Source organism: Rossellomorea vietnamensis (genome assembly GCF_001305855.1).
Classification (GTDB): Bacteria; Bacillota; Bacilli; order Bacillales; family Bacillaceae_B; genus Rossellomorea; species Rossellomorea vietnamensis_A.
This window is the reverse complement of record NZ_LIXZ01000006.1, coordinates 104,994-123,377: the sequence shown is the minus strand read 5'-3', so window position 1 is coordinate 123,377 and position 18,384 is coordinate 104,994. Positions and strand designations below refer to the sequence as shown.

At 43.9% G+C, this 18,384-nt stretch carries 23 protein-coding genes; 3 read left to right on the top strand and 20 right to left on the bottom strand.

Features of this window, described 5'->3' with window-relative positions; all coding sequences use genetic code 11:
- Position 1 precedes the first annotated feature (1 nt).
- From AM506_RS09670 to spoIIM, 17 genes are all read right to left on the bottom strand, one after another.
- Complete coding sequence (locus AM506_RS09670; RefSeq protein WP_060672293.1) at positions 2-376, bottom strand: GNAT family N-acetyltransferase; 375 nt, start codon at positions 374-376, stop codon at positions 2-4.
- Between the two features lie 362 nt (positions 377-738).
- Positions 739-2,037: a diaminopimelate decarboxylase gene (gene lysA / locus AM506_RS09665; protein WP_060672292.1), complete on the bottom strand. Its 1,299-nt coding sequence runs from the start codon at positions 2,035-2,037 to the stop codon at positions 739-741.
- A gap of 76 nt (positions 2,038-2,113) precedes the next feature.
- Complete coding sequence (locus tag AM506_RS09660; RefSeq protein ID WP_060672291.1) at positions 2,114-3,592, bottom strand: spore germination protein; 1,479 nt, start codon at positions 3,590-3,592, stop codon at positions 2,114-2,116.
- Positions 3,558-4,154: a stage V sporulation protein AE gene (locus AM506_RS09655; protein WP_060672290.1), complete on the bottom strand. Its 597-nt coding sequence runs from the start codon at positions 4,152-4,154 to the stop codon at positions 3,558-3,560. The genes AM506_RS09660 and AM506_RS09655 overlap by 35 nt, the downstream gene beginning before the upstream one ends.
- A gap of 23 nt (positions 4,155-4,177) precedes the next feature.
- Complete coding sequence (locus AM506_RS09650; protein WP_060672289.1) at positions 4,178-4,600, bottom strand: stage V sporulation protein AB; 423 nt, start codon at positions 4,598-4,600, stop codon at positions 4,178-4,180.
- Positions 4,590-5,210: a stage V sporulation protein AA gene (locus tag AM506_RS09645; protein ID WP_060672288.1), complete on the bottom strand. Its 621-nt coding sequence runs from the start codon at positions 5,208-5,210 to the stop codon at positions 4,590-4,592. The genes AM506_RS09650 and AM506_RS09645 overlap by 11 nt, the downstream gene beginning before the upstream one ends.
- Before the next feature lie 219 nt (positions 5,211-5,429).
- Complete coding sequence (gene sigF / locus AM506_RS09640) at positions 5,430-6,194, bottom strand: RNA polymerase sporulation sigma factor SigF (RefSeq protein WP_060672287.1); 765 nt, start codon at positions 6,192-6,194, stop codon at positions 5,430-5,432.
- Between the two features lie 12 nt (positions 6,195-6,206).
- Positions 6,207-6,650, bottom strand: a complete 444-nt coding sequence (gene spoIIAB, locus AM506_RS09635; RefSeq protein ID WP_060672286.1) for an anti-sigma F factor — start codon at positions 6,648-6,650, stop codon at positions 6,207-6,209.
- Position 6,651: 1 nt separating this feature from the next.
- Positions 6,652-7,002, bottom strand: a complete 351-nt coding sequence (spoIIAA, locus tag AM506_RS09630; RefSeq protein ID WP_034758203.1) for an anti-sigma F factor antagonist — start codon at positions 7,000-7,002, stop codon at positions 6,652-6,654.
- Positions 7,003-7,123: 121 nt separating this feature from the next.
- Positions 7,124-8,290, bottom strand: a complete 1,167-nt coding sequence (locus AM506_RS09625; protein ID WP_060672285.1) for a D-alanyl-D-alanine carboxypeptidase family protein — start codon at positions 8,288-8,290, stop codon at positions 7,124-7,126.
- A gap of 220 nt (positions 8,291-8,510) precedes the next feature.
- Positions 8,511-9,815 carry a pyrimidine-nucleoside phosphorylase gene (locus tag AM506_RS09620; RefSeq protein WP_060672284.1) on the bottom strand — a complete coding sequence of 435 codons (1,305 nt, stop codon included), beginning with the start codon at positions 9,813-9,815 and terminating at the stop codon, positions 8,511-8,513.
- A 34-nt stretch (positions 9,816-9,849) separates the two neighbouring features.
- The gene (locus AM506_RS09615; protein ID WP_060672283.1) at positions 9,850-10,665 is read right to left on the bottom strand and encodes a purine-nucleoside phosphorylase; all 816 of its coding nucleotides are present in this window, start codon (positions 10,663-10,665) and stop codon (positions 9,850-9,852) included.
- An 83-nt stretch (positions 10,666-10,748) separates the two neighbouring features.
- Entirely contained in the window at positions 10,749-11,933 is a 1,185-nt protein-coding gene (gene deoB, locus AM506_RS09610) for a phosphopentomutase (protein WP_060672282.1), read from the bottom strand.
- Positions 11,934-12,141: 208 nt separating this feature from the next.
- On the bottom strand, positions 12,142-13,035 hold the full coding sequence (gene xerD / locus AM506_RS09605; protein WP_060672281.1) for a site-specific tyrosine recombinase XerD: 894 nt from the start codon (positions 13,033-13,035) through the stop codon (positions 12,142-12,144).
- A 6-nt stretch (positions 13,036-13,041) separates the two neighbouring features.
- Positions 13,042-13,269, bottom strand: a complete 228-nt coding sequence (locus tag AM506_RS09600; protein ID WP_060672280.1) for a YqzK family protein — start codon at positions 13,267-13,269, stop codon at positions 13,042-13,044.
- Between the two features lie 187 nt (positions 13,270-13,456).
- Entirely contained in the window at positions 13,457-13,915 is a 459-nt protein-coding gene (fur, locus tag AM506_RS09595) for a ferric iron uptake transcriptional regulator (protein ID WP_060672279.1), read from the bottom strand.
- Positions 13,916-14,026: 111 nt separating this feature from the next.
- Positions 14,027-14,680: a stage II sporulation protein M gene (spoIIM, locus tag AM506_RS09590; protein WP_060672278.1), complete on the bottom strand. Its 654-nt coding sequence runs from the start codon at positions 14,678-14,680 to the stop codon at positions 14,027-14,029.
- 131 nt (positions 14,681-14,811) lie between these two features.
- Here spoIIM and AM506_RS09585 point away from each other — a divergent pair, with 131 nt between their 5' ends.
- A complete protein-coding gene (locus AM506_RS09585; protein WP_060672277.1) occupies positions 14,812-15,393 on the top strand; it encodes a GNAT family N-acetyltransferase in 582 nt (193 codons plus the stop codon).
- A gap of 425 nt (positions 15,394-15,818) precedes the next feature.
- Here AM506_RS09585 and AM506_RS09580 read toward each other — a convergent pair whose 3' ends face one another.
- The gene (locus tag AM506_RS09580) at positions 15,819-16,367 is read right to left on the bottom strand and encodes an NUDIX hydrolase (RefSeq protein WP_060672276.1); all 549 of its coding nucleotides are present in this window, start codon (positions 16,365-16,367) and stop codon (positions 15,819-15,821) included.
- Between the two features lie 81 nt (positions 16,368-16,448).
- Here AM506_RS09580 and mciZ point away from each other — a divergent pair, with 81 nt between their 5' ends.
- A complete protein-coding gene (gene mciZ / locus AM506_RS09575) occupies positions 16,449-16,574 on the top strand; it encodes a Z-ring formation inhibitor MciZ (RefSeq protein WP_060672275.1) in 126 nt (41 codons plus the stop codon).
- A gap of 79 nt (positions 16,575-16,653) precedes the next feature.
- Positions 16,654-17,577: an aldo/keto reductase gene (locus AM506_RS09570; protein WP_060672274.1), complete on the top strand. Its 924-nt coding sequence runs from the start codon at positions 16,654-16,656 to the stop codon at positions 17,575-17,577.
- A gap of 23 nt (positions 17,578-17,600) precedes the next feature.
- Here AM506_RS09570 and AM506_RS09565 read toward each other — a convergent pair whose 3' ends face one another.
- On the bottom strand, positions 17,601-18,131 hold the full coding sequence (locus AM506_RS09565; RefSeq protein WP_060672273.1) for a GrpB family protein: 531 nt from the start codon (positions 18,129-18,131) through the stop codon (positions 17,601-17,603).
- Positions 18,131-18,361, bottom strand: coding sequence for a YqkE family protein (locus tag AM506_RS09560; RefSeq protein WP_082386303.1), 231 nt, complete (start codon positions 18,359-18,361; stop codon positions 18,131-18,133). The genes AM506_RS09565 and AM506_RS09560 overlap by 1 nt, the downstream gene beginning before the upstream one ends.
- Positions 18,362-18,384: the final 23 nt, after the last annotated feature.

Genomic DNA, 18,384 nt, shown 5'->3' with positions numbered 1-18,384 from the left:
TTTATTGTTGTTCTTGTTCCTCATTGTCCGCACCCATTTCATCGCATTTCTCAAAAAATGATGCGGTATCTGCATTAGGCTTCACTTCAAGCTCCGAGTGCATATCCCTGAGATGTTTCACCATGGATTTTCCGATTCCTTCGTGACGATGTGACGGATTGACTGATATATGTTGAATCTCTAATGTACCTTCTGTTTTGTAAACTCCGATCAAACCTACTATGTCCTCTTCTTTCCATAAAAAGAGCTGCCAATTTTCTTCAGTTTCGTATTGCTTCATCGTCTGTTGAAGCTTCTTCAAATCCTTTTCATTTGGCATGAAAGATAATAATCCCATTGCAATCTTTTCAAACGCCTTTTTATACCGAATTAACATATTTACCCCTCGTCATGTTTTATGTCTAATCTATTTATTTCCTATTATAGACAAAAACTAGAAATTTAATTGATATGAACGTTTATTTATCTTACTAAATTTACTTTTATTAAGCAAATCCTGGTGTATCAGTTTCCAGCGATGAACATCCAGTAGATGACTCCCCACACCAGACCGGCAACGATTAATAACAAGAACAATGCTTTATTACTGATCTTCATGACTGACTCCTTTGTCTTCACTCTATGTGTTTATGTCATTGTTATTGTATAGTAAAATCGAAATTTGTTAAAGTATGTAATTCTGGATGCAAAAAAAGTAGTCTTTAAGTACGAGATACTTAAAGACTATATACGTGGGGGTTAAAACTTTATATCATGGGTGATCAAATCCTCATATGTCTCCCTTCGGACGGCTAACCGGGCTTCTCCGTCCTCGACAAATACGACGGCGGGCCGTGGAATCCGATTATAGTTATTCGCCATCGAATATCCGTATGCACCTGTACAGAACACAGCGAGAATATCCCCCGCTTCGGTGACAGGAAGTGGTAAGTCCCATATCAACATGTCTCCGGACTCACAGCATTTCCCTGCAACGGACACCGTATCGTCGCACATCAGGTCGGCTTTATTCGCTATGATCCCTTCATACTTCGCCTTATATAGAGCAGGTCTGATATTATCGCTCATTCCCCCATCAACCGCCACATATTTCCGGACGCCTGGGACATCTTTCTTTGATCCCACTGTATAGAGACTGGTACCTGCATCTCCTACAAGTGAACGCCCCGGTTCAATCCAGATTTCAGGCATCTCTAAACTGTATTTCTCCACTTCCTCTTGCACTGCAGCAATCATTTCCGTCACATATCGAGCCGGAGGGATTGGATCATCATCTTTCGTATATCGAATCCCAAAGCCTCCACCCAGATTAAGGACCTTAGGATCAAAGCTGTATTGAGAACGCCACCGGGCGACCTTTTCAATGATTTTCCTGGCGGCGAGAATGAACCCCGTCGTTTCAAAAATCTGCGAACCAATATGGCAATGGAGGCCCAACAATTCAATTGTTTCGGAATCCATCGCTGACTTCATCGCTTTCTCGGCCTGACCGTTCTCTAAATCAAATCCGAATTTCGAATCTTCTTGTCCGGTCAGGATATAATCATGAGTATGAGCTTCGATCCCCGGGGTTACTCTTAACAACACCCTTGTGGCTTCTTCAAGAGATCGTGACAATTCACTTACAAGCTCCAGCTCATGAAAATTATCGACGACGATACAGCCGATCTTATGTTCAATGGACATCGTTAGTTCTTCCCTCGACTTGTTATTTCCATTAAAATGGATACGTCCTGGAGGGAAGCCTGCCTTCAGGGCCGTAAACAGCTCTCCTCCTGAAACGACATCCAGTGACAATCCTTCCTCATCCATTAGCTGAAAGATCCCGATACAGGAAAATGCTTTGCTGGCATAGGCAACTTCCGCCTTCACCCCTAGGGATTCGAATGTTTCTTTAAACCCTCTTGCACGCTCTCTGACAAGTTTCGTGTCATATACATAAAGGGGCGTACCATATTGAGCTGCCAGGTCTATGGTACTGACCCCTCCTATCATTAAGCCACCGTTTTTTATTTCTGCTGATCCATGAAGATGCATGAAACGTCTCATTCCCCTCTATAGTCCACTACTAATTAAACGTAATTTACCACAGAACCAGAGTTGTTGCAATATTCTAAGATTTCGCAGGCTGTTTGTATTTATTTCGGGGTTGGACGATACTTGGTCGAATTTTAGACCCCGGTACCGACTTCCTGACGAGAATCTGCATAAACGCCTTTGGACTGAAAGGCAGAAGCGGCCATAGATATGGTGTATTGAGAGATTTAATATTCGTTACGTATAGAATATACAGGGTGCTGCCAATCATCAACCCTGGAATATGGAACAACGCAACCATCACCAGGAGAAGCAGCCTTGCCATCTTATTGGCAACGCTCAATTCATAACTCGGGGTTGCAAACGTACCAATTGAAGCTACCGCTACATATAAGATCACTTCAGGCTGGAAAAGCCCTACATCGATTGCAATCTGCCCGATCAATACGGCGGCGATCAAACCCATGGCCGTCGAGAGCGGGGTCGGAGTATGAATGGCGGCGATCCGGAACATCTCCACCCCAAGATCCGCGATGAATAATTGAACGATGACCGGGATATTGGTTTGTTCCTGAGGACCGACATATTTGATGACTTCCGGCAGCAAAGATGGATCCAGTACAAATAGATACCATAATGGCAGTAGGAAAAGTGAAGCAAGCACACCGATGAATCTTGTCCATCTAACAAAAGTACCTACAGCCGGTGATTGTCTATACTCCTCCGCATGCTGCAGGTGATGAAAGAACGTTGTAGGAGTGATGATGACACTCGGGGACGTATCGACAAATATCAGTACATGCCCTTCTAATAGATGGGTCGCGGCCACATCCGCTCTTTCTGTATATCTTACTAACGGGTACGGATTGTACCCTTGTTTCACCAGAAACTCTTCTATCGTTTTATCCGCCATCGTCAAACCATCGATTTTTATACTTTTCAATTCTTTCTTGATCACTTCAATCAGACTCGGATTTGCCACATCATCAATATAGGCAATCGAAATATCCGTCTTCGATCGCTCTCCGATACGGAATATTTCAAACCTCAGTCTTGGATCTCTTATTCTTCTTCTTGTTAATGCTGTATTCACGATGATATTTTCGACATATCCATCGCGGGAACCACGTACCACTTTTTCTGTATCAGGTTCCGACGGCTGCCTCCCCGGATAACTTCGGACATCCACGATCAGCGCTTCTTCATATCCTTCAATAAAGACTGCAATCAACCCGGAGAGCACTTCATCGACTGCTTCTTCAATTGTTTTGACAGGTTCGACAGATTGATGGACAAGGCGATTATGTACAATGTCATAAAGTCGGCTTGTCGCACGCTCATGGTCGTTGATCTCCACAAGTTCTTCCACAAGTTCAATGATATAGGCTGCATCGGTCAGTCCATTTATATAGTAAATATGCACACCTTTCTTCAATATCATCAGTTTGCGTACACCAATGTCAAAACTCGTGTTCAGCCCGACGTGGTTCTGCATGTAATCTTCCATTTTTTTTAAATCTTTAGGAATCGGTGTTTCTTTCTTCTTTTGAGGCATGATACCCACTCCTTTCCAAGATGATTTCCACTGCTTTTTTCGTGATGGGGGCCCCTTGGGAATAATGATCCCGTTTGGCCATTTTGCCTATGTCACCAATCCCTACAATTACCGGGACTTCCAGTTCATCCAGGCAGTAGACCGTATCCCCCGTCAATCTTCCCACGTCCATTTCAGGTACGCCGAATTTATCTACACCATATGGGGTCAACTCCCCAAACTTATCAATGCACACATCCACCCTGGTCCATTCTGCCTGTCGTGTTTTACTGGCCACGGCGATGATTCCCAGAACCTCTATATCCGAGTGATTCGCAACATATTTCAAGGCGCGTTCCCCGGCACCTTCCCCAATGAATCCACTATCATCAAACATGACAAAGACAGGGTCGTTCTTGGCTCTGTTGATCAATTTAACGATTTCAGGACCCGACAATACAGAGGGATTGCCCTTAGAGCTTGAGATACACCTTCCCCCATACTCTTTCGCCACACATTCGATGGCGCGCTTGGCGTATTCATCCCCATCTGTTATCAGGATCACTTTCCTTTTACTGTCCATATACAACCCCTGCCTCTTGCAAATTATTGATGAACCAAATAGAGCCAATGAAATAGTGAGCCGAAAATCTTCCCGAACACAATCGCCATGATCAGAATCACAATCTGTTCATCAATCCCGATTCGTTTGGCCAAGATGGGAAACACATTCAAAACTTCTGTCAACGCAGCAGCCAACAAGCCGATGAACACCCCGCTCATAAGACCGAGGGGAATGAGGACCAGTGGAGAGAAATGCAGGGTGTAATCATTCAGGCTGATAACCCCTCCTGCAAGGGCCCCGGTGACGACGGCCATCTCATAGTAATGAATCATTTTCATTGTTTTGGTCAATTGAGTTAACCGGGGGATGATACCCAATACGGTTAAAAATGCAACGAAGCCCGAGCCTACAGCAAGCCCTCCGGCAAATCCAATAAATACGGTGATCAATACATTAATGGTCATCCAGTTTCTTCTGACTTTCTTTATTTTCGTGCATAATCACGTATTGATCTAAATCCTGCTGGTAGTTAAACATTTCAACCTCAAGAGGACTCGGCTCTTCATTGAGTCTTTTTCTGAACACATGATTGAAAAACAAAATCATCCCAAGGCCCAACCCAAACGAGTAAGGAACCTGGAACAATAAAGGATGGGGATCCACCCCTCCAGTCACGAAATGATACAGCCTTTGATGAACTTCTCTCATACTTACATCTTCATGGAAATTCATAATCGCCAGGGCTGCACCGATGAATAATAGTAACCAAACGCCAATGAATAAAGGGAGAGAGACTTTCTTTTTCTCATAAATCACTTCTATAATGCTTTGAGTTGGCCCGATCGTTTGAATATCAAGGTCTGGATATACTTTGCATACCTCACTGATGACTTTCATAATATCGACCACGACAATATTCTTATCTGAAGGCGTCACTTGATGAATCGGGATTTCCCTTATATCTTCTACAATTGTTTCAGTTGCTATGATTTGCGCCAGCTGAGAAAGCTTGACCATGCTCTCTTCCCTTACCTGCACTCGATGACGTAAGCGTATATACAAAATACCTTCCATGCAGTTCACTTCCTGAAAACATGATTTTCCCTTCGTACCAATAGTATGGATTAACGCGATTTATTTATGTAATGGTGACGGGGATGATTGGGAGTAATAGCTGAATCCAACGTAGGGATGGAAGTGATGGGAAGGACTGGAGTGAGTGGATTATGGAAACAATTTCAATAAAAAAATAACCTTGTGGATTCAGAAATTGAATCCACAAGGTTATTTCACCTATGACTCTGTATGCATCTGTTCTTTCATTGTTTGTAAAATCTTCTTCTCAAGCCTCGATACCTGCACCTGGGAGATCCCCAGCCGATCCGCTACTTCGGATTGGGTCTGATCTTTGTAATACCTTAAGTATACGATCAGCCGCTCCCGATCATCCAATTCCCTGATGGCTTCTTTCAGGGCAATCTTGTCAAACCATTTATTATCCGTATTATCGGCAATCTGATCCAGAAGCGTGATGGGATCTCCATCATTTTCATAAACCGTTTCATGAATCGATGATGGTGCACGACTCGCTTCCTGGGCCATGATCACCTCTTCAACGGAATACTCCAGATGGTCGGCAAGCTCGCTGACGGTAGGGACCCTGCCGAACTTCTTGGAGAGTTCATCCTTTGCTTTCCTGATCTTATTCCCCATTTCCTTCAGGGAACGACTCACCTTCACTGTCCCATCATCCCGAATGAAACGCTGGATCTCCCCGATAATCATCGGGACCGCATAAGTCGAAAACTTTACATCGTAGCTTAAATCAAACTTATCCACTGATTTCAGCAACCCGATACTGCCTATTTGAAAGAGATCATCCGGCTCATACCCACGATTGAGAAAGCGTTGGACGACGGACCATACAAGGCGCATATTCTTTTGGACGATCAGGTCCCTTGCACTCTGGTCACCTTCCTGACTTTTCTTTATCAGGTCTTTCACCTCGTGATCTTTCAAAAAGGTCTGTTCCTTTTCATTCTTCACTTCGACATCCATGGGCACGACTCCTTAATTGCATAGCGCTTTACTATTGGTCAAGTGCTTCTTCAGCCTTACCGTGGTGCCTGTACCTGGGTGTGATGATACTTCTATTTCATCCATGAAATTCTCCATGATCGTAAAACCCATCCCGGAACGCTCAAGCTCCGGCTTGGAGGTGTAGAGTGGCTGACGGGCTTCTTCCACATCCCCGATTCCAATCCCTTCATCGCGGATGGTCATATCGATGAACCCATCCTCTTCCATGATCACGGAAATATAAACCGTCCCATTCGGTCTGTTATCATATCCGTGAATGATGGCATTGGTCACGGCTTCCGAGACGACGGTTTTGATTTCAGTCAACTCATCCATTGTCGGATCGAGCTGGGCAATAAATGATGCCACAGTCACGCGGGCAAAAGATTCATTTTGGCTTAAAGAACTGAATTGAATATTCATTTCATTTCTCATATCATGCGACCCCCAATCTTTGTAATGCGTTTTCTTCAGATGGCTCAAGACGAATGATCTTAAACAACCCTGACATTTCAAATAATCGGTTTACAGAAGGGGAAATCGCACATACCACCATTTCTCCATGCTTTTGCTTGATCTGCTTGTATCGGCCCAAAATGACACCCAATCCGGAACTATCCATAAAGCTTAATTCCTCTAAATTCAAAATGATATGCTTCACATTCTCACTTTCAATCAGGCTTGAAGCTTTTTCCCTCAGTTCATCGGCGGTGTGATGATCCAACTCACCACTTAAACGGACACACAGTACATCTTTTTTGACTTCTAAGTTAATAGCAAGACTCACTATCAGAAAGCCTCCTTCTCTGTCGTATAGTGAGTCATTTCGCTATTCTTTTAGCAAATTCCTTCTCCATGACAAAACTAGAAGGAATTCGTCATAATTAGAGGTTATTTTCTGAAGCTCATTACTTTCCTACCTTCGTAAAAAGTCCAAAGGATTTTTTATATAATTCCCACCAGCTGGCATCGTTTACATTTTTCTTGGCAACGAGGGTGCTTTCCACCACTTTTTTCCCTTTATTCATCACCACGAGTGTCCCGACTTTGTCTCCTTTTTTAATCGGAGCTTTCAAGTCTTTCGACAAGGTGATCTTCTGCTGGATCCCATCCAACTTTTCACCTTTTTGGGTTAGGAGGGATATAGGCTCATCCGTAACGGCATCCACTTTATTTTCCTTCCCTTTTGACACTTTCACCTTAGCCAGGGAATCTCCTTTTTTGAAGAGAGGTTTGGTCGAGTACTGATTGAAGGCATAATCAAGCATTTTACTGACCTCATTGTTCCGTTCCTTTGGTGTCGGGGCACCGAACACGACCGCAATCACTCTCATATTGTCTTTCTTTGCCGTCGCCGTCAGACAATATTTCGCCTCATTCGTGAAACCTGTCTTCAAACCGTCCACCCCTTCATAAAAGCGGACTAATTTATTTGTATTCACCAGCCAGAACTTTTTATCCGACCCTTCCCGTAAATAGGATTCATAGCTGCCTGTGAATTTCGTGATTCCATCATATTTAAGAAGTTCCTTCGCCATCATTGACATATCATGGGCCGAGCTGTAATGATCTTTGGACGGTAAACCTGTCGGGTTTTTGAAGTGAGTGTCCTTTAATCCGAGCTCCTTCACCTTTTTATTCATTTTCTCAACGAATGCTTCTTCGCTTCCTGCAATATGCTCCGCCATCGCGACTGAGGCGTCATTGGCCGACCCAATGGCAATCCCCTTCAACATTTCTTTAACAGACATGCTTTCACCCGGCTCGAGGAAGATCTGTGATCCGCCCATCGATGCAGCGTACTCACTCGCACGCACTTTGTCATCCCACTTGATTTGACCTTTTTCGAGGGCTTCCATGATGAGGGTCATGGTCATGATCTTGGTCATGGACGCAGGTGCCAGCTTTTCATGACTGTTTTTCTCATAAAGCACCGCTCCAGTATCACGCTCAATCAATATGGCTGATTTCGCCACGTCGGCGAGCTCCGATTTCTTCTCTTGAGCAAATCCCATAGAAGGAAATAGAAAAGCCATTAACACAAATGTCACCACTATATACGCAAAACGTTTCATCCAACTGTCCTCCAATCAAAATCTCGTTATTATTCAATACTCATAGATCCATTTTTTCCAACTGCATCATTTTTATACAAACATTGGTAAAAAAGTGATGCCTGTTGTCATTTTATCGGTGGATTGCGTTTCATAGTAAAAAACGGAAATTCTTCACGCAAAAAAAGCCTCTGCCGAAGAGAAATATTCCTCTCGGCAAAGGCCCTGATTAAATAATGAATCAGCCCGTGATTTCAGTGTGAATCAACGTAGGCGCATCCACATGTTCAGATGTCACTTTGATGCTTTCATATAACTTTTCTTTTACGTTGTCGATGTTTTCATCGTTGCTGTAAATAGTAGCAAGTGATTCCCCGGCTTTGACCGCATCCCCGATCTTTTTGCGAAGCTCAAGACCAACCGCCAGGTCGATGACAGAATCCTTTGTTGCGCGTCCTGCCCCAAGCCACATGGCGGCCGTTCCGACTGCATCGGCCACAATTTCAGATACATAGCCATCCTGTTTCGCTTCAAGCTCGATCTTGTACTCCGCCTGAGGAAGCTTGGATGGTTCATCCACAACGGATGGATCTCCTCCTTGAGACTCAAGGAAAATTTTGAAATTCTCAAGAGCTGAACCGTCTTCAATGGCTTTTTGTAGTAACGCCCTCGCTTCTTCCAACGTTGAAGCTTTCTCCGCAAGGAATACCATGTGGCTTCCAAGGGTCAGGCACAGTTCCGATAAGTCCTCAGGTCCTTCCCCTTTTAACGTATCGATCGCTTCTTTCACTTCCAAGGCATTCCCAATCGCATATCCAAGAGGCTGGCTCATGTCTGAGATGACCGCCATCGTTTTTCTTCCGACGTTATTCCCGATGTTCACCATTGCTTTGGCAAGGTCCTTTGAATCGTCAAGCGTCTTCATGAAGGCACCGGCACCTGTCTTCACGTCAAGGACGATTGCATCGGCACCCGCTGCAATCTTTTTACTCATGATCGAGCTTGCAATCAGAGGGATACTGTTGACCGTTGCCGTCACATCACGCAGGGAATACAGCTTTTTATCGGCAGGTGTCAAGTTACCGCTTTGACCGATGACGGCAAGTTTATTCTTATTCACAAGGCGGATGAATTCCTCGTTTTCGATTTCCACATGGAATCCTTCTACGGATTCAAGCTTATCGATGGTTCCCCCGGTGTGACCAAGACCCCTTCCGCTCATCTTCGCTACAGGGACACCGACAGATGCCACAAGTGGTCCAAGAACAAGTGTCGTTGTATCACCGACTCCTCCTGTAGAGTGCTTATCCACTTTGATCCCTTCAATGGCGGACAGATCAATTTGATCTCCGGATTCCACCATTGCCATCGTCAGGTCCGCTCTTTCTCTATCGCTCATATCTTTAAAGAAAATCGCCATCGTCAGGGCGCTCACCTGATAATCGGGGATGGTGCCGTCTGTATACCCTTCCACGATGAATTTGATTTCTTCCGTAGATAATTCTTTTCCTTCGCGTTTCTTCTCTATTAAGTCAACCATTCTCATTGTATTCACCCATTCTTCTAGTATTAATCAGCGTTTATAATGATTTCACAATCTCTTTTACATATGAAAGGAAATTGGCACGCACCATTTCCGTCGTTTCCATGACTTCATCATGGGAAAGAGGCTGGTCCAGAATCCCTGCAGCCATGTTTGAAATGCATGAAATCCCCAATACCTTGATTCCTGCATGGCGGGCCACGATGACTTCAGGTACCGTTGACATTCCGACTGCATCTCCACCCAGGGTACGGGCAAGGCGGACTTCAGCTGGCGTTTCATACGTGGGACCGGTATTTCCTACATAAACACCTTCCTGCACTTCAATGGATAATTTCCCGGCGATTTCTTTCGCTTTTTGACGAAGTTCTTTACAATAAGCCTCTGACATATCCGGGAATCTCGGCCCTAAGCGGGAATCATTCGCTCCAATGAGGGGATTGCCACCCATATTGTTGATATGATCGGAAATCAGCATCAAATCCCCTGCCTGGAAGCTTTCGTTCACGCCCCCGGCTGCATTTGTCACAATCAGCACTTCCACGCCCAACTCTTTCATGACGCGTACGGGGAATGTCACTTTATCGAATCCATACCCTTCATAGTAATGGAAACGCCCCTGCATAGCGACAACTTCCTGTCCGGCTAATTGTCCGAACACAAGCTGTCCCGCATGTCCTGCCACTGTTGAAACAGGGAAATCAGGAATTTCCTTATAAGGGATTTTCACAGAGTTCTGGATTTCATCTGCCAGTACACCAAGTCCGGATCCAAGGATCAATCCGACCTTAGGCTGTCCTGTATATTGATTTTTCAAATGATTTGCTGCATTTTGGATGTTTTCGTAATTCATCTTATTACTCCTTTTCAAACGTAAAGAGGAGGAGATGAGCTTTCCGCTTCATTCCTCTCTCCCACTAGTATTTTTTCTTTCCCTTATTTCAATTGAGTCAGGAAGCTTTGTCCGAACTTCGGCATTTTCACATTAAAGTTATCAGCAACCGTTGCTCCGATATCTGCGAATGTCTCGGAAATCGGCAGCTCCTTCCCTTCTTTGAATCGTTTGGAATATACAAGAAGTGGAACATACTCCCTCGTATGATCTGTCCCCGGTGCAGTAGGGTCATTTCCATGATCGGCCGTGATGATGAGAAGATCATCTTCCGTCATTTTATCAAACACTTCCGGCAGTCGCGCATCAAACTCTTCCAATGCTTCCCCGTAGCCTTTGGGATCACGACGATGTCCGTATAACGCATCAAAGTCCACAAGATTCAGGAAGCTTAGACCCGTGAAGGACTGATCGAATGTTTTGATGAAACCGTCCATTCCGTCCATATTATGCTTCGTACGGATCGAATCGGTCACACCTTCACCATTGTAGATATCAGAAATCTTTCCGATGGCGATCACGTCCAGGCCTGAATCTTTCATTTCATTCATGACCGTACGATCAAACGGCTTCAACGCATAGTCGTGACGATTGGATGTCCGTTTGAACTCTCCTGGTTCACCCACGAACGGACGGGCAATCACACGTCCGACGAGGTATTCCTCTTCTTTCGTGATTTCACGGGCAATCTCACAGATTTTGTACTGCTCTTCTATCGGAATGATGTCTTCATGAGCTGCGATTTGAAGAACGGGGTCTGCAGATGTATACACAATGAGAGCTCCTGTTTCCATATGCTCTTTTCCCAGTTCTTCAATGATTTCAGTGCCACTCGCAGGCTTGTTTCCGATGATCGTCCTGCCTGTTTCGGCTTCAAGTCTTTGAATCAATTTTTCCGGAAAACCATCCGGGTATGTCTTGAACGGCTTATCGATATTCAGGCCCATGATTTCCCAATGGCCGGTCATCGTGTCCTTCCCGACTGACGCTTCCTGCATTTTTGTGTAGTATGCAAGAGGTTTGTCGGCCTTTTCAATGCCCTTTACTTCTTTAATATTGGAAAGACCGAGCTTCCCGATATTCGGCATCTTCAGTCCATTCATGTGTTCAGCAATATGACCGAGCGTATCCGTTCCCTTGTCGTTAAACAGTTCTGCATCAGGCGCTTCGCCGATACCGACAGAATCCATTACGATCAAGTGAACCCGTTTGTATGTATAGTTACTCATTATAGTAAGCCTCCTAAATATTAATCCTTTTAAAAAAAGCGGTTACATTTTCGACCTTCAAACGTATCTTACCCTTATCTGCTTTGAAGCAATCGACAGGATTTAACGTCAGAAGTCTGACATCTATATTCTACTTTTCCCTTTCAAAAAAAACAAGAGAGATCCCTTAAAGAAGCGTAATTTCTTTATGGAATCCCTCTTCATTCTATTAAGCTCTTGGATGGAATTGCGAATAGACATCCTTTAAGCGTGTTTTCGTGACATGTGTATAGATTTGGGTCGTGGAAATGTCTGCATGACCAAGCATTTCCTGAACTGCCCTGAGATCCGCCCCATTCTCCAACAAATGAGTGGCAAATGAATGGCGAAGCGTATGAGGCGTCAAATCCTTCTCAATATTGGCTTTCTTGGCAAGGGCCTTTAAATTCTTCCAGAAGCCTTGTCTTGTCAGTCCTTTTCCATGGTGATTCAAAAATAAATGATCATCACGATGCTTCTTGCTCCGTAATTTCAATCGTGCATCACCTAAGTATTTCTCGAGGACATCCATGGCCGTCTGCCCAATCGGGATAATCCGCTCTTTGTTCCCTTTTCCTATGCACCGGACAAATCCCATGGTCAAATGGACGTCTTCCAATTGAAGCTGGATGAGCTCGCTTACCCGTATCCCCGTCGCATAAAGAAGCTCAAGCATTGCCTTGTCCCTCATCCCTAAAGGTGTCGATTCTTCAGGGGCTTCGAGTAAAGCCTCCACTTCAGCTATGCTCAAGATCCTCGGGAGTGTCCTCTCAGTCTTCGGTGTCTCGATATGAACAGTCGGATCTTGTTCCGTCGTCTTTTCCCTCAATAGGAATTGATGAAAGGACCGGATCGATGCCACGTGACGGGCAACGGTCTTTGAAGATTTCCCCTGATTTTTCAAATGGCCGAGGAATTGAAGAATATTGACCCGTGAAACGGCATTTAATTCCGCAACTTCCTCAACCTTCGATAAATATAAGGCATAATTCTTTAAATCGCGTTGATACGACTCGATCGTATTTTTTGCAAGCCCTTTTTCTACTATTAAAAAGTGCATGAAATCTTGAATATGGTCTTCCACACTGCATTACTCCCCGTTCATATAAAAAAATAATAATCGGTCATACCAATGGCTTTCTTCCTCTGTCACGGAAGAATAAACCTTTACCGCTGCTCCCTCTGGCTCATCATATTTGTGATAACCTTCGTATTCTTCGCTTATCCACATGATACCATAGTAGAACAAAATCGTTGAACCCGTAAATAAAATAAACACCTTAATGGTCTGCCATACCATTTGAACCCCTTTTATCATCCTGTCGTCCTCCATATTCGCTTGCTTATTAATACAAGCTATGACGATTTTAAACCGTTTTATACCTTATGGAGTCAGAAACCGTGAAAAATTCCGGGAGAGTATGAAAAAAGCCTTAAAGAGTATGTATGGGAGGTTTCCGATTTCAGAAACAACACAGGGGTCTTTAAGGCTTTTCGGCATCATCTTATTCTTCTGGATCCTCTTCTTTATCCTGACATCTGGAACAAATGCCATGAAAGGTGAGGCGGTGGTCTTTTATTTTAAACTTCCAGTCTCGTTCGACAATCGTTTCCACGTCTTCTAAGAGATCATCTTGAATTTCATCAACAGCTCCACATTCAATGCATACTAAATGGTGATGGAAGTGGGCTGCCCCTTCTTGCCTCAGGTCATAACGCGATACACCATCGCCAAAATTGATTTTATCTACAATTTTCAGTTCAGACAGCAATTCCAATGTACGATATACGGTCGCCAGTCCAATTTCCGGAGATTTTTCCTTAACGAGGAGGTATACATCTTCGGCGCTGAGGTGATCTTCTTCATGTTCCAATAACACGCGTACCGTAGCTTCGCGCTGTGGCGTAAGCTTGTAGCTGGCAGAATGAAGCAGTTTTTTTATTCGTTCAATGCGGCTTTCCATAGTCCTCTCCTCCCTCGTCAATTTCTTTACTATTATATCAAAAAGGGAGGAATAAGCAAAATAAAATAATTATAATCAAACAAATAAAACGATTCTTATATAAGAATCGTTTTATTTAATTTTCCCTATGACCGCTTCCATTAAAGTAGGTGAAAGATAGGCTTCAATACTTGCGGCAATGGTGACAATACCGATGGCCACCACCATGAAGATGACGTACCTGGACAGAAACGGGATCATCTGGAACTGCAGGGACGACGTGTGCCTCATAAAGATCTTCCGTATCAATGTCAGGGAGAAGTTCGCGCTGATCGCCCCGATGAAGATGAATGCCGGAATGATGATAATATTTTGTGGCAGCACGCTCACAAAAGACAATAAAAATCCGCTCCAGCCCATTTGATTCACGAGGAACCCGACGGAAAAGCCAACGACGACACCCTTCATAAATAATAGGACGAAGATGAGGGGCAATCCGATGATCGAGATCCCGAGGAGCCACATCAACCCGAGATACTTCACATTATGGAGGAAACTCTGACGGAAGAGCTCTTCCGCTGACGTCATACTTCCATCCTCCATCTCACTAAAGAACTTACTTAAATAGAAATAAAGGTCTTCCTTTTGGGCAAATGATAATGAATTCACGACAATCGCACCAAAAATGATCCCCATTAAAAACAATGTAATGATAAATAAATAGATTGAGGAATGTGCTTGTACATGTTGAACGAGTGGATTTGAATTTGACATTTTTTTGCGCATCACAGTGCTCCTCCTAGATATCGATTACTAATCTATATGTCAGGCCCGCCACGTTTATTCTATTCTATTGAACTTCCATAGGGATAAACGTATAATCATAGAAACCTATTGTGGAAGTGGAGGAACATACTATGAAGAACCCCAGCCTAATCGAGTTCCCTGAACGTATCGAAACTCCCCGCTTATCTATTAGACCGTGCATGCCCGGGGACGGACCTGCCGTGTTTAAAGCGGTATCTGAATCCAGGGAGGAATTAAAACCATGGCTTCCCTTTGCCCGTAAAGAACAAACCCTTGAAGAAGTGGAAGCCGGGGTACGGGATTCCTATGCAGAATTCCTTCAAAAGACCGACATCAGATTACATATTTATTTGAAAGAAACGGACGAATTCATCGGATCTACAGGACTTCACCGTATTGACTGGGACGTTCCTAAAGTGGAAATCGGGTATTGGCTTCATACAAGGTACACGAAAAAAGGGTATATTGTTGAGGCAGTGAAGGAGCTGACCCGTTTCGCACTAAACGACCTCTCCTGTAAGCGGGTTGAGATTCGTTGTGATGAGAGAAATGCGGCTTCACGGAAGGTCCCTGAGAGACTCGGGTTCAAGCTGGAGGGGATTTTAAGGCATGATCACCTTGATGAGAACGGTATTGATGCACATGATACGTGTGTGTATTCCCTGATTCCAGGAGATATGATTAAAAGTTGATTCCTGTATGGAATAAGGTTAGCCTCTTTTGGGTCTCATTTGTAAATTTACGGCGGTGTACCTGTTGGTGAATATACATACCATCATTTTGAAGACTAGTACTATTTAAATCAGTTCTTCCTTTCCTCTTTTAGAGAAAAAATAGTAGCTTTAAGAGATTTTTCAACTAATAATATCAATCTTTTAGAAGAAAGATACTTTCAGGGGGTGTTTGTGGCTTTGAGGAAAGTAATTTGAAGGTCCGTTTGCACCTCCACGGGGATAATTGCGTCAAAATCGAGGGTGAGTGCGTCATTTTTTTATTTATTGCGTCAAATTCCATCTTTATTGCGTCATTTATTCATTATTTGCGTTTTTTTACCAATACCTGCCAAAAAGCTGGACCCCATTTCGACAGGAGTCCAGCTTTCCTTCACCATTTCCTCTTATTTCCCAAGCTTCTGCAGCTGCAAATATTGAACCGCATACGCCGTTTTCGCATCATAAATCTTCTGTTCTTTGATGAGCTGCAGTGCATCTTCTACTGTCACTTCAATCAACTCGACAAATTCATCTTCATCCGCTTCTTTTGATTCGTGAATAGGATAAATATCATGAGCTATATACAAGTGAACAAGCTCGTCTGCAAATCCAGGCGACGTATAAAATGAAATCAAATGTTCCAGATGCCCACATCCATAACCCGTTTCTTCTTCCAATTCACGCAGGGCGGTTTTATCCGGCTCTTCCCCCGGTTCAAGCTTCCCGGCTGGAATTTCGATGATGGATTTCTCCAGCGCTTTACGATATTGCTCCACCATGACAAGTTTCCCTTCTGGTGTTAAAGCAATAACGGCAACAGCTCCAGGGTGCTTGATCAGTTCCCGCTTGGATGTCTTGCCGTTTGGAAGCTCGACTTCATCCACTTGAAGATCAATGATTTTCCCTTGATAGATCGTTTCTGTTGTAATCGTTTTTTCTTCAAATTTTTTCATCGTTCAACTCTCCTTGTTCTGTCATTGACCTTGTCCTCATACATTTTACCATATCCCATTCGAGGATCGAGGTGAAAACCCTTGAAGGTGATTGCTGAGAAGGACCGGATCATTCTGGTAGGGAAGGCATGGGAAATCAAGGCGAAGCTGAAGGAATATAATCATACCTACTCCACTGTGAAGGAATGGATCGACGCAAATCGTTGAATCCGACCGTTTTCTTTGTTTATTCGACCTCACTTTCGTTAATATAATAGAGAGTGCTAATGTCGAAAGGACGGATACCATGGAAAAAAGAAAAATAGGAAACTCCGATTTATTTGTATCTAAGATGGGGCTCGGATGTATGTCTCTTGGAACCGAAGAGAGCGCCGCGAAGGAAATTGTGCAGCACGCTTTAGAAAATGGAATCAATTATCTTGATACTGCTGATTTATATGACTTTGGCCAAAATGAAGAAATCGTCGGCAATGCCATTCGCGGTGTCCGGGACGACATCATCCTGGCCACAAAAGGTGGAAACCGCTGGAATGATGTCGAGGATGGCTGGCGCTGGGACCCTTCCAAATCCTATATCAAGTCTGCCGTGAAGGACAGCCTTTCCCGCTTGAAAGTGGACTATATCGACCTTTATCAGCTTCATGGAGGCACGATCGAAGACGATTTTGAAGAAACGATCGAGGCATTTGAAGAATTGAAGAAAGAAGGGCTGATTCGCTATTACGGCATCTCTTCCATCCGGCCGAATGTCATCAAGCGATTCTTACGTTCTTCTTCCATTGATAGCGTCATGATGCAGTACAGCTTACTGGACCGCCGACCGGAAGAATGGATGGAACTGCTCGATGAGAATAAGGTGAGTATCGTAGCGCGGGGTCCTTTGGCAAAAGGACTTCTTTCCGAAAAGATGTTATCCAAAGCTTCTGCGAAAATGAAGGAAGATGGCTATCTGGATTATTCTTATCAAGAGCTTGAAGAAACACTGAAGTCCATCAATGGGAAAATGGGGGACAACCGTTCAATGAACGAGCTTGCCCTTCAATATATTCTCGCTCATGAGTCGGTGGGCGCTGTCATCCCGGGAGCGAGTTCTGTCCAACAGCTTCAGGAAAACATCGAGGCTGTCAAATCAGAACCTCTATCTTCAAATGAGCTTGAGATGCTAAAACAATTAACAAAAATATCACGATATGAGCAACATAGGGACTGAGAAAAAAATAAGCGGGTCAGGGTTTATTGGTTCCCTGCCCGCTTATTTTTTTCATTCCAGCTTAACGCCTTTTTCTCAAGGTTCTTCACAAATTGATCTTTCCCTTGAATGTAGCCTTCCATATCGTGTGGGAACTTCTTTGCAAGCATTGATTTCAGGTCACCATACCGTTTTGCTTCCCCGTCAAATTCCCTTAAATAATCACGAAACGCCAAGTGCCTGGTCACATGGTCGATTCCATAAGGAAAAATATGAAGATGGACGGCTCGCTCATTTCCTTCTCCTTTATAGAAGTAGCGGCGGTTCGGGATACCATTCTCACCTTTTCCGACAAACCCCAGTTGATTGAATTGTTCTCTAAGTTCATCAACCCTCTCTAAGCTTGGGACTTCTATCATTATGTCTATAATCGGTTTAGCGGCTAAGCCCGGTACGGAAGTTGAACCGATATGATGGATGGCTACGTCAGGCAATAGATTTGTCAGTTCACGTTTTTCTTCTTCAAATTTCTCTTGCCAGTCTGCTTGATGAGGCACAACTTTCACATCCCGCATCAATCCTTGTAACTCTTCCAATCCATGTTGCTTTCATTCAACAACTCTTCAAAACTCTTGTTTTTCTCACGTTGCTTTTTCTCTTCTATTTTTTTAAGGCGCTCCTCTTCCTTCTTCACAGATTCCACTTTTTCAAGCTCAGCCTTCTTCTGCTTCAGTTGTTCGAAGAGGTCCCCGTTGATGGAATTCTTTAACGTCATTTCTGCTTCCTGTTTCTTTTTCTTGGACATGTGCTGATTCCCCCTATCTGTCA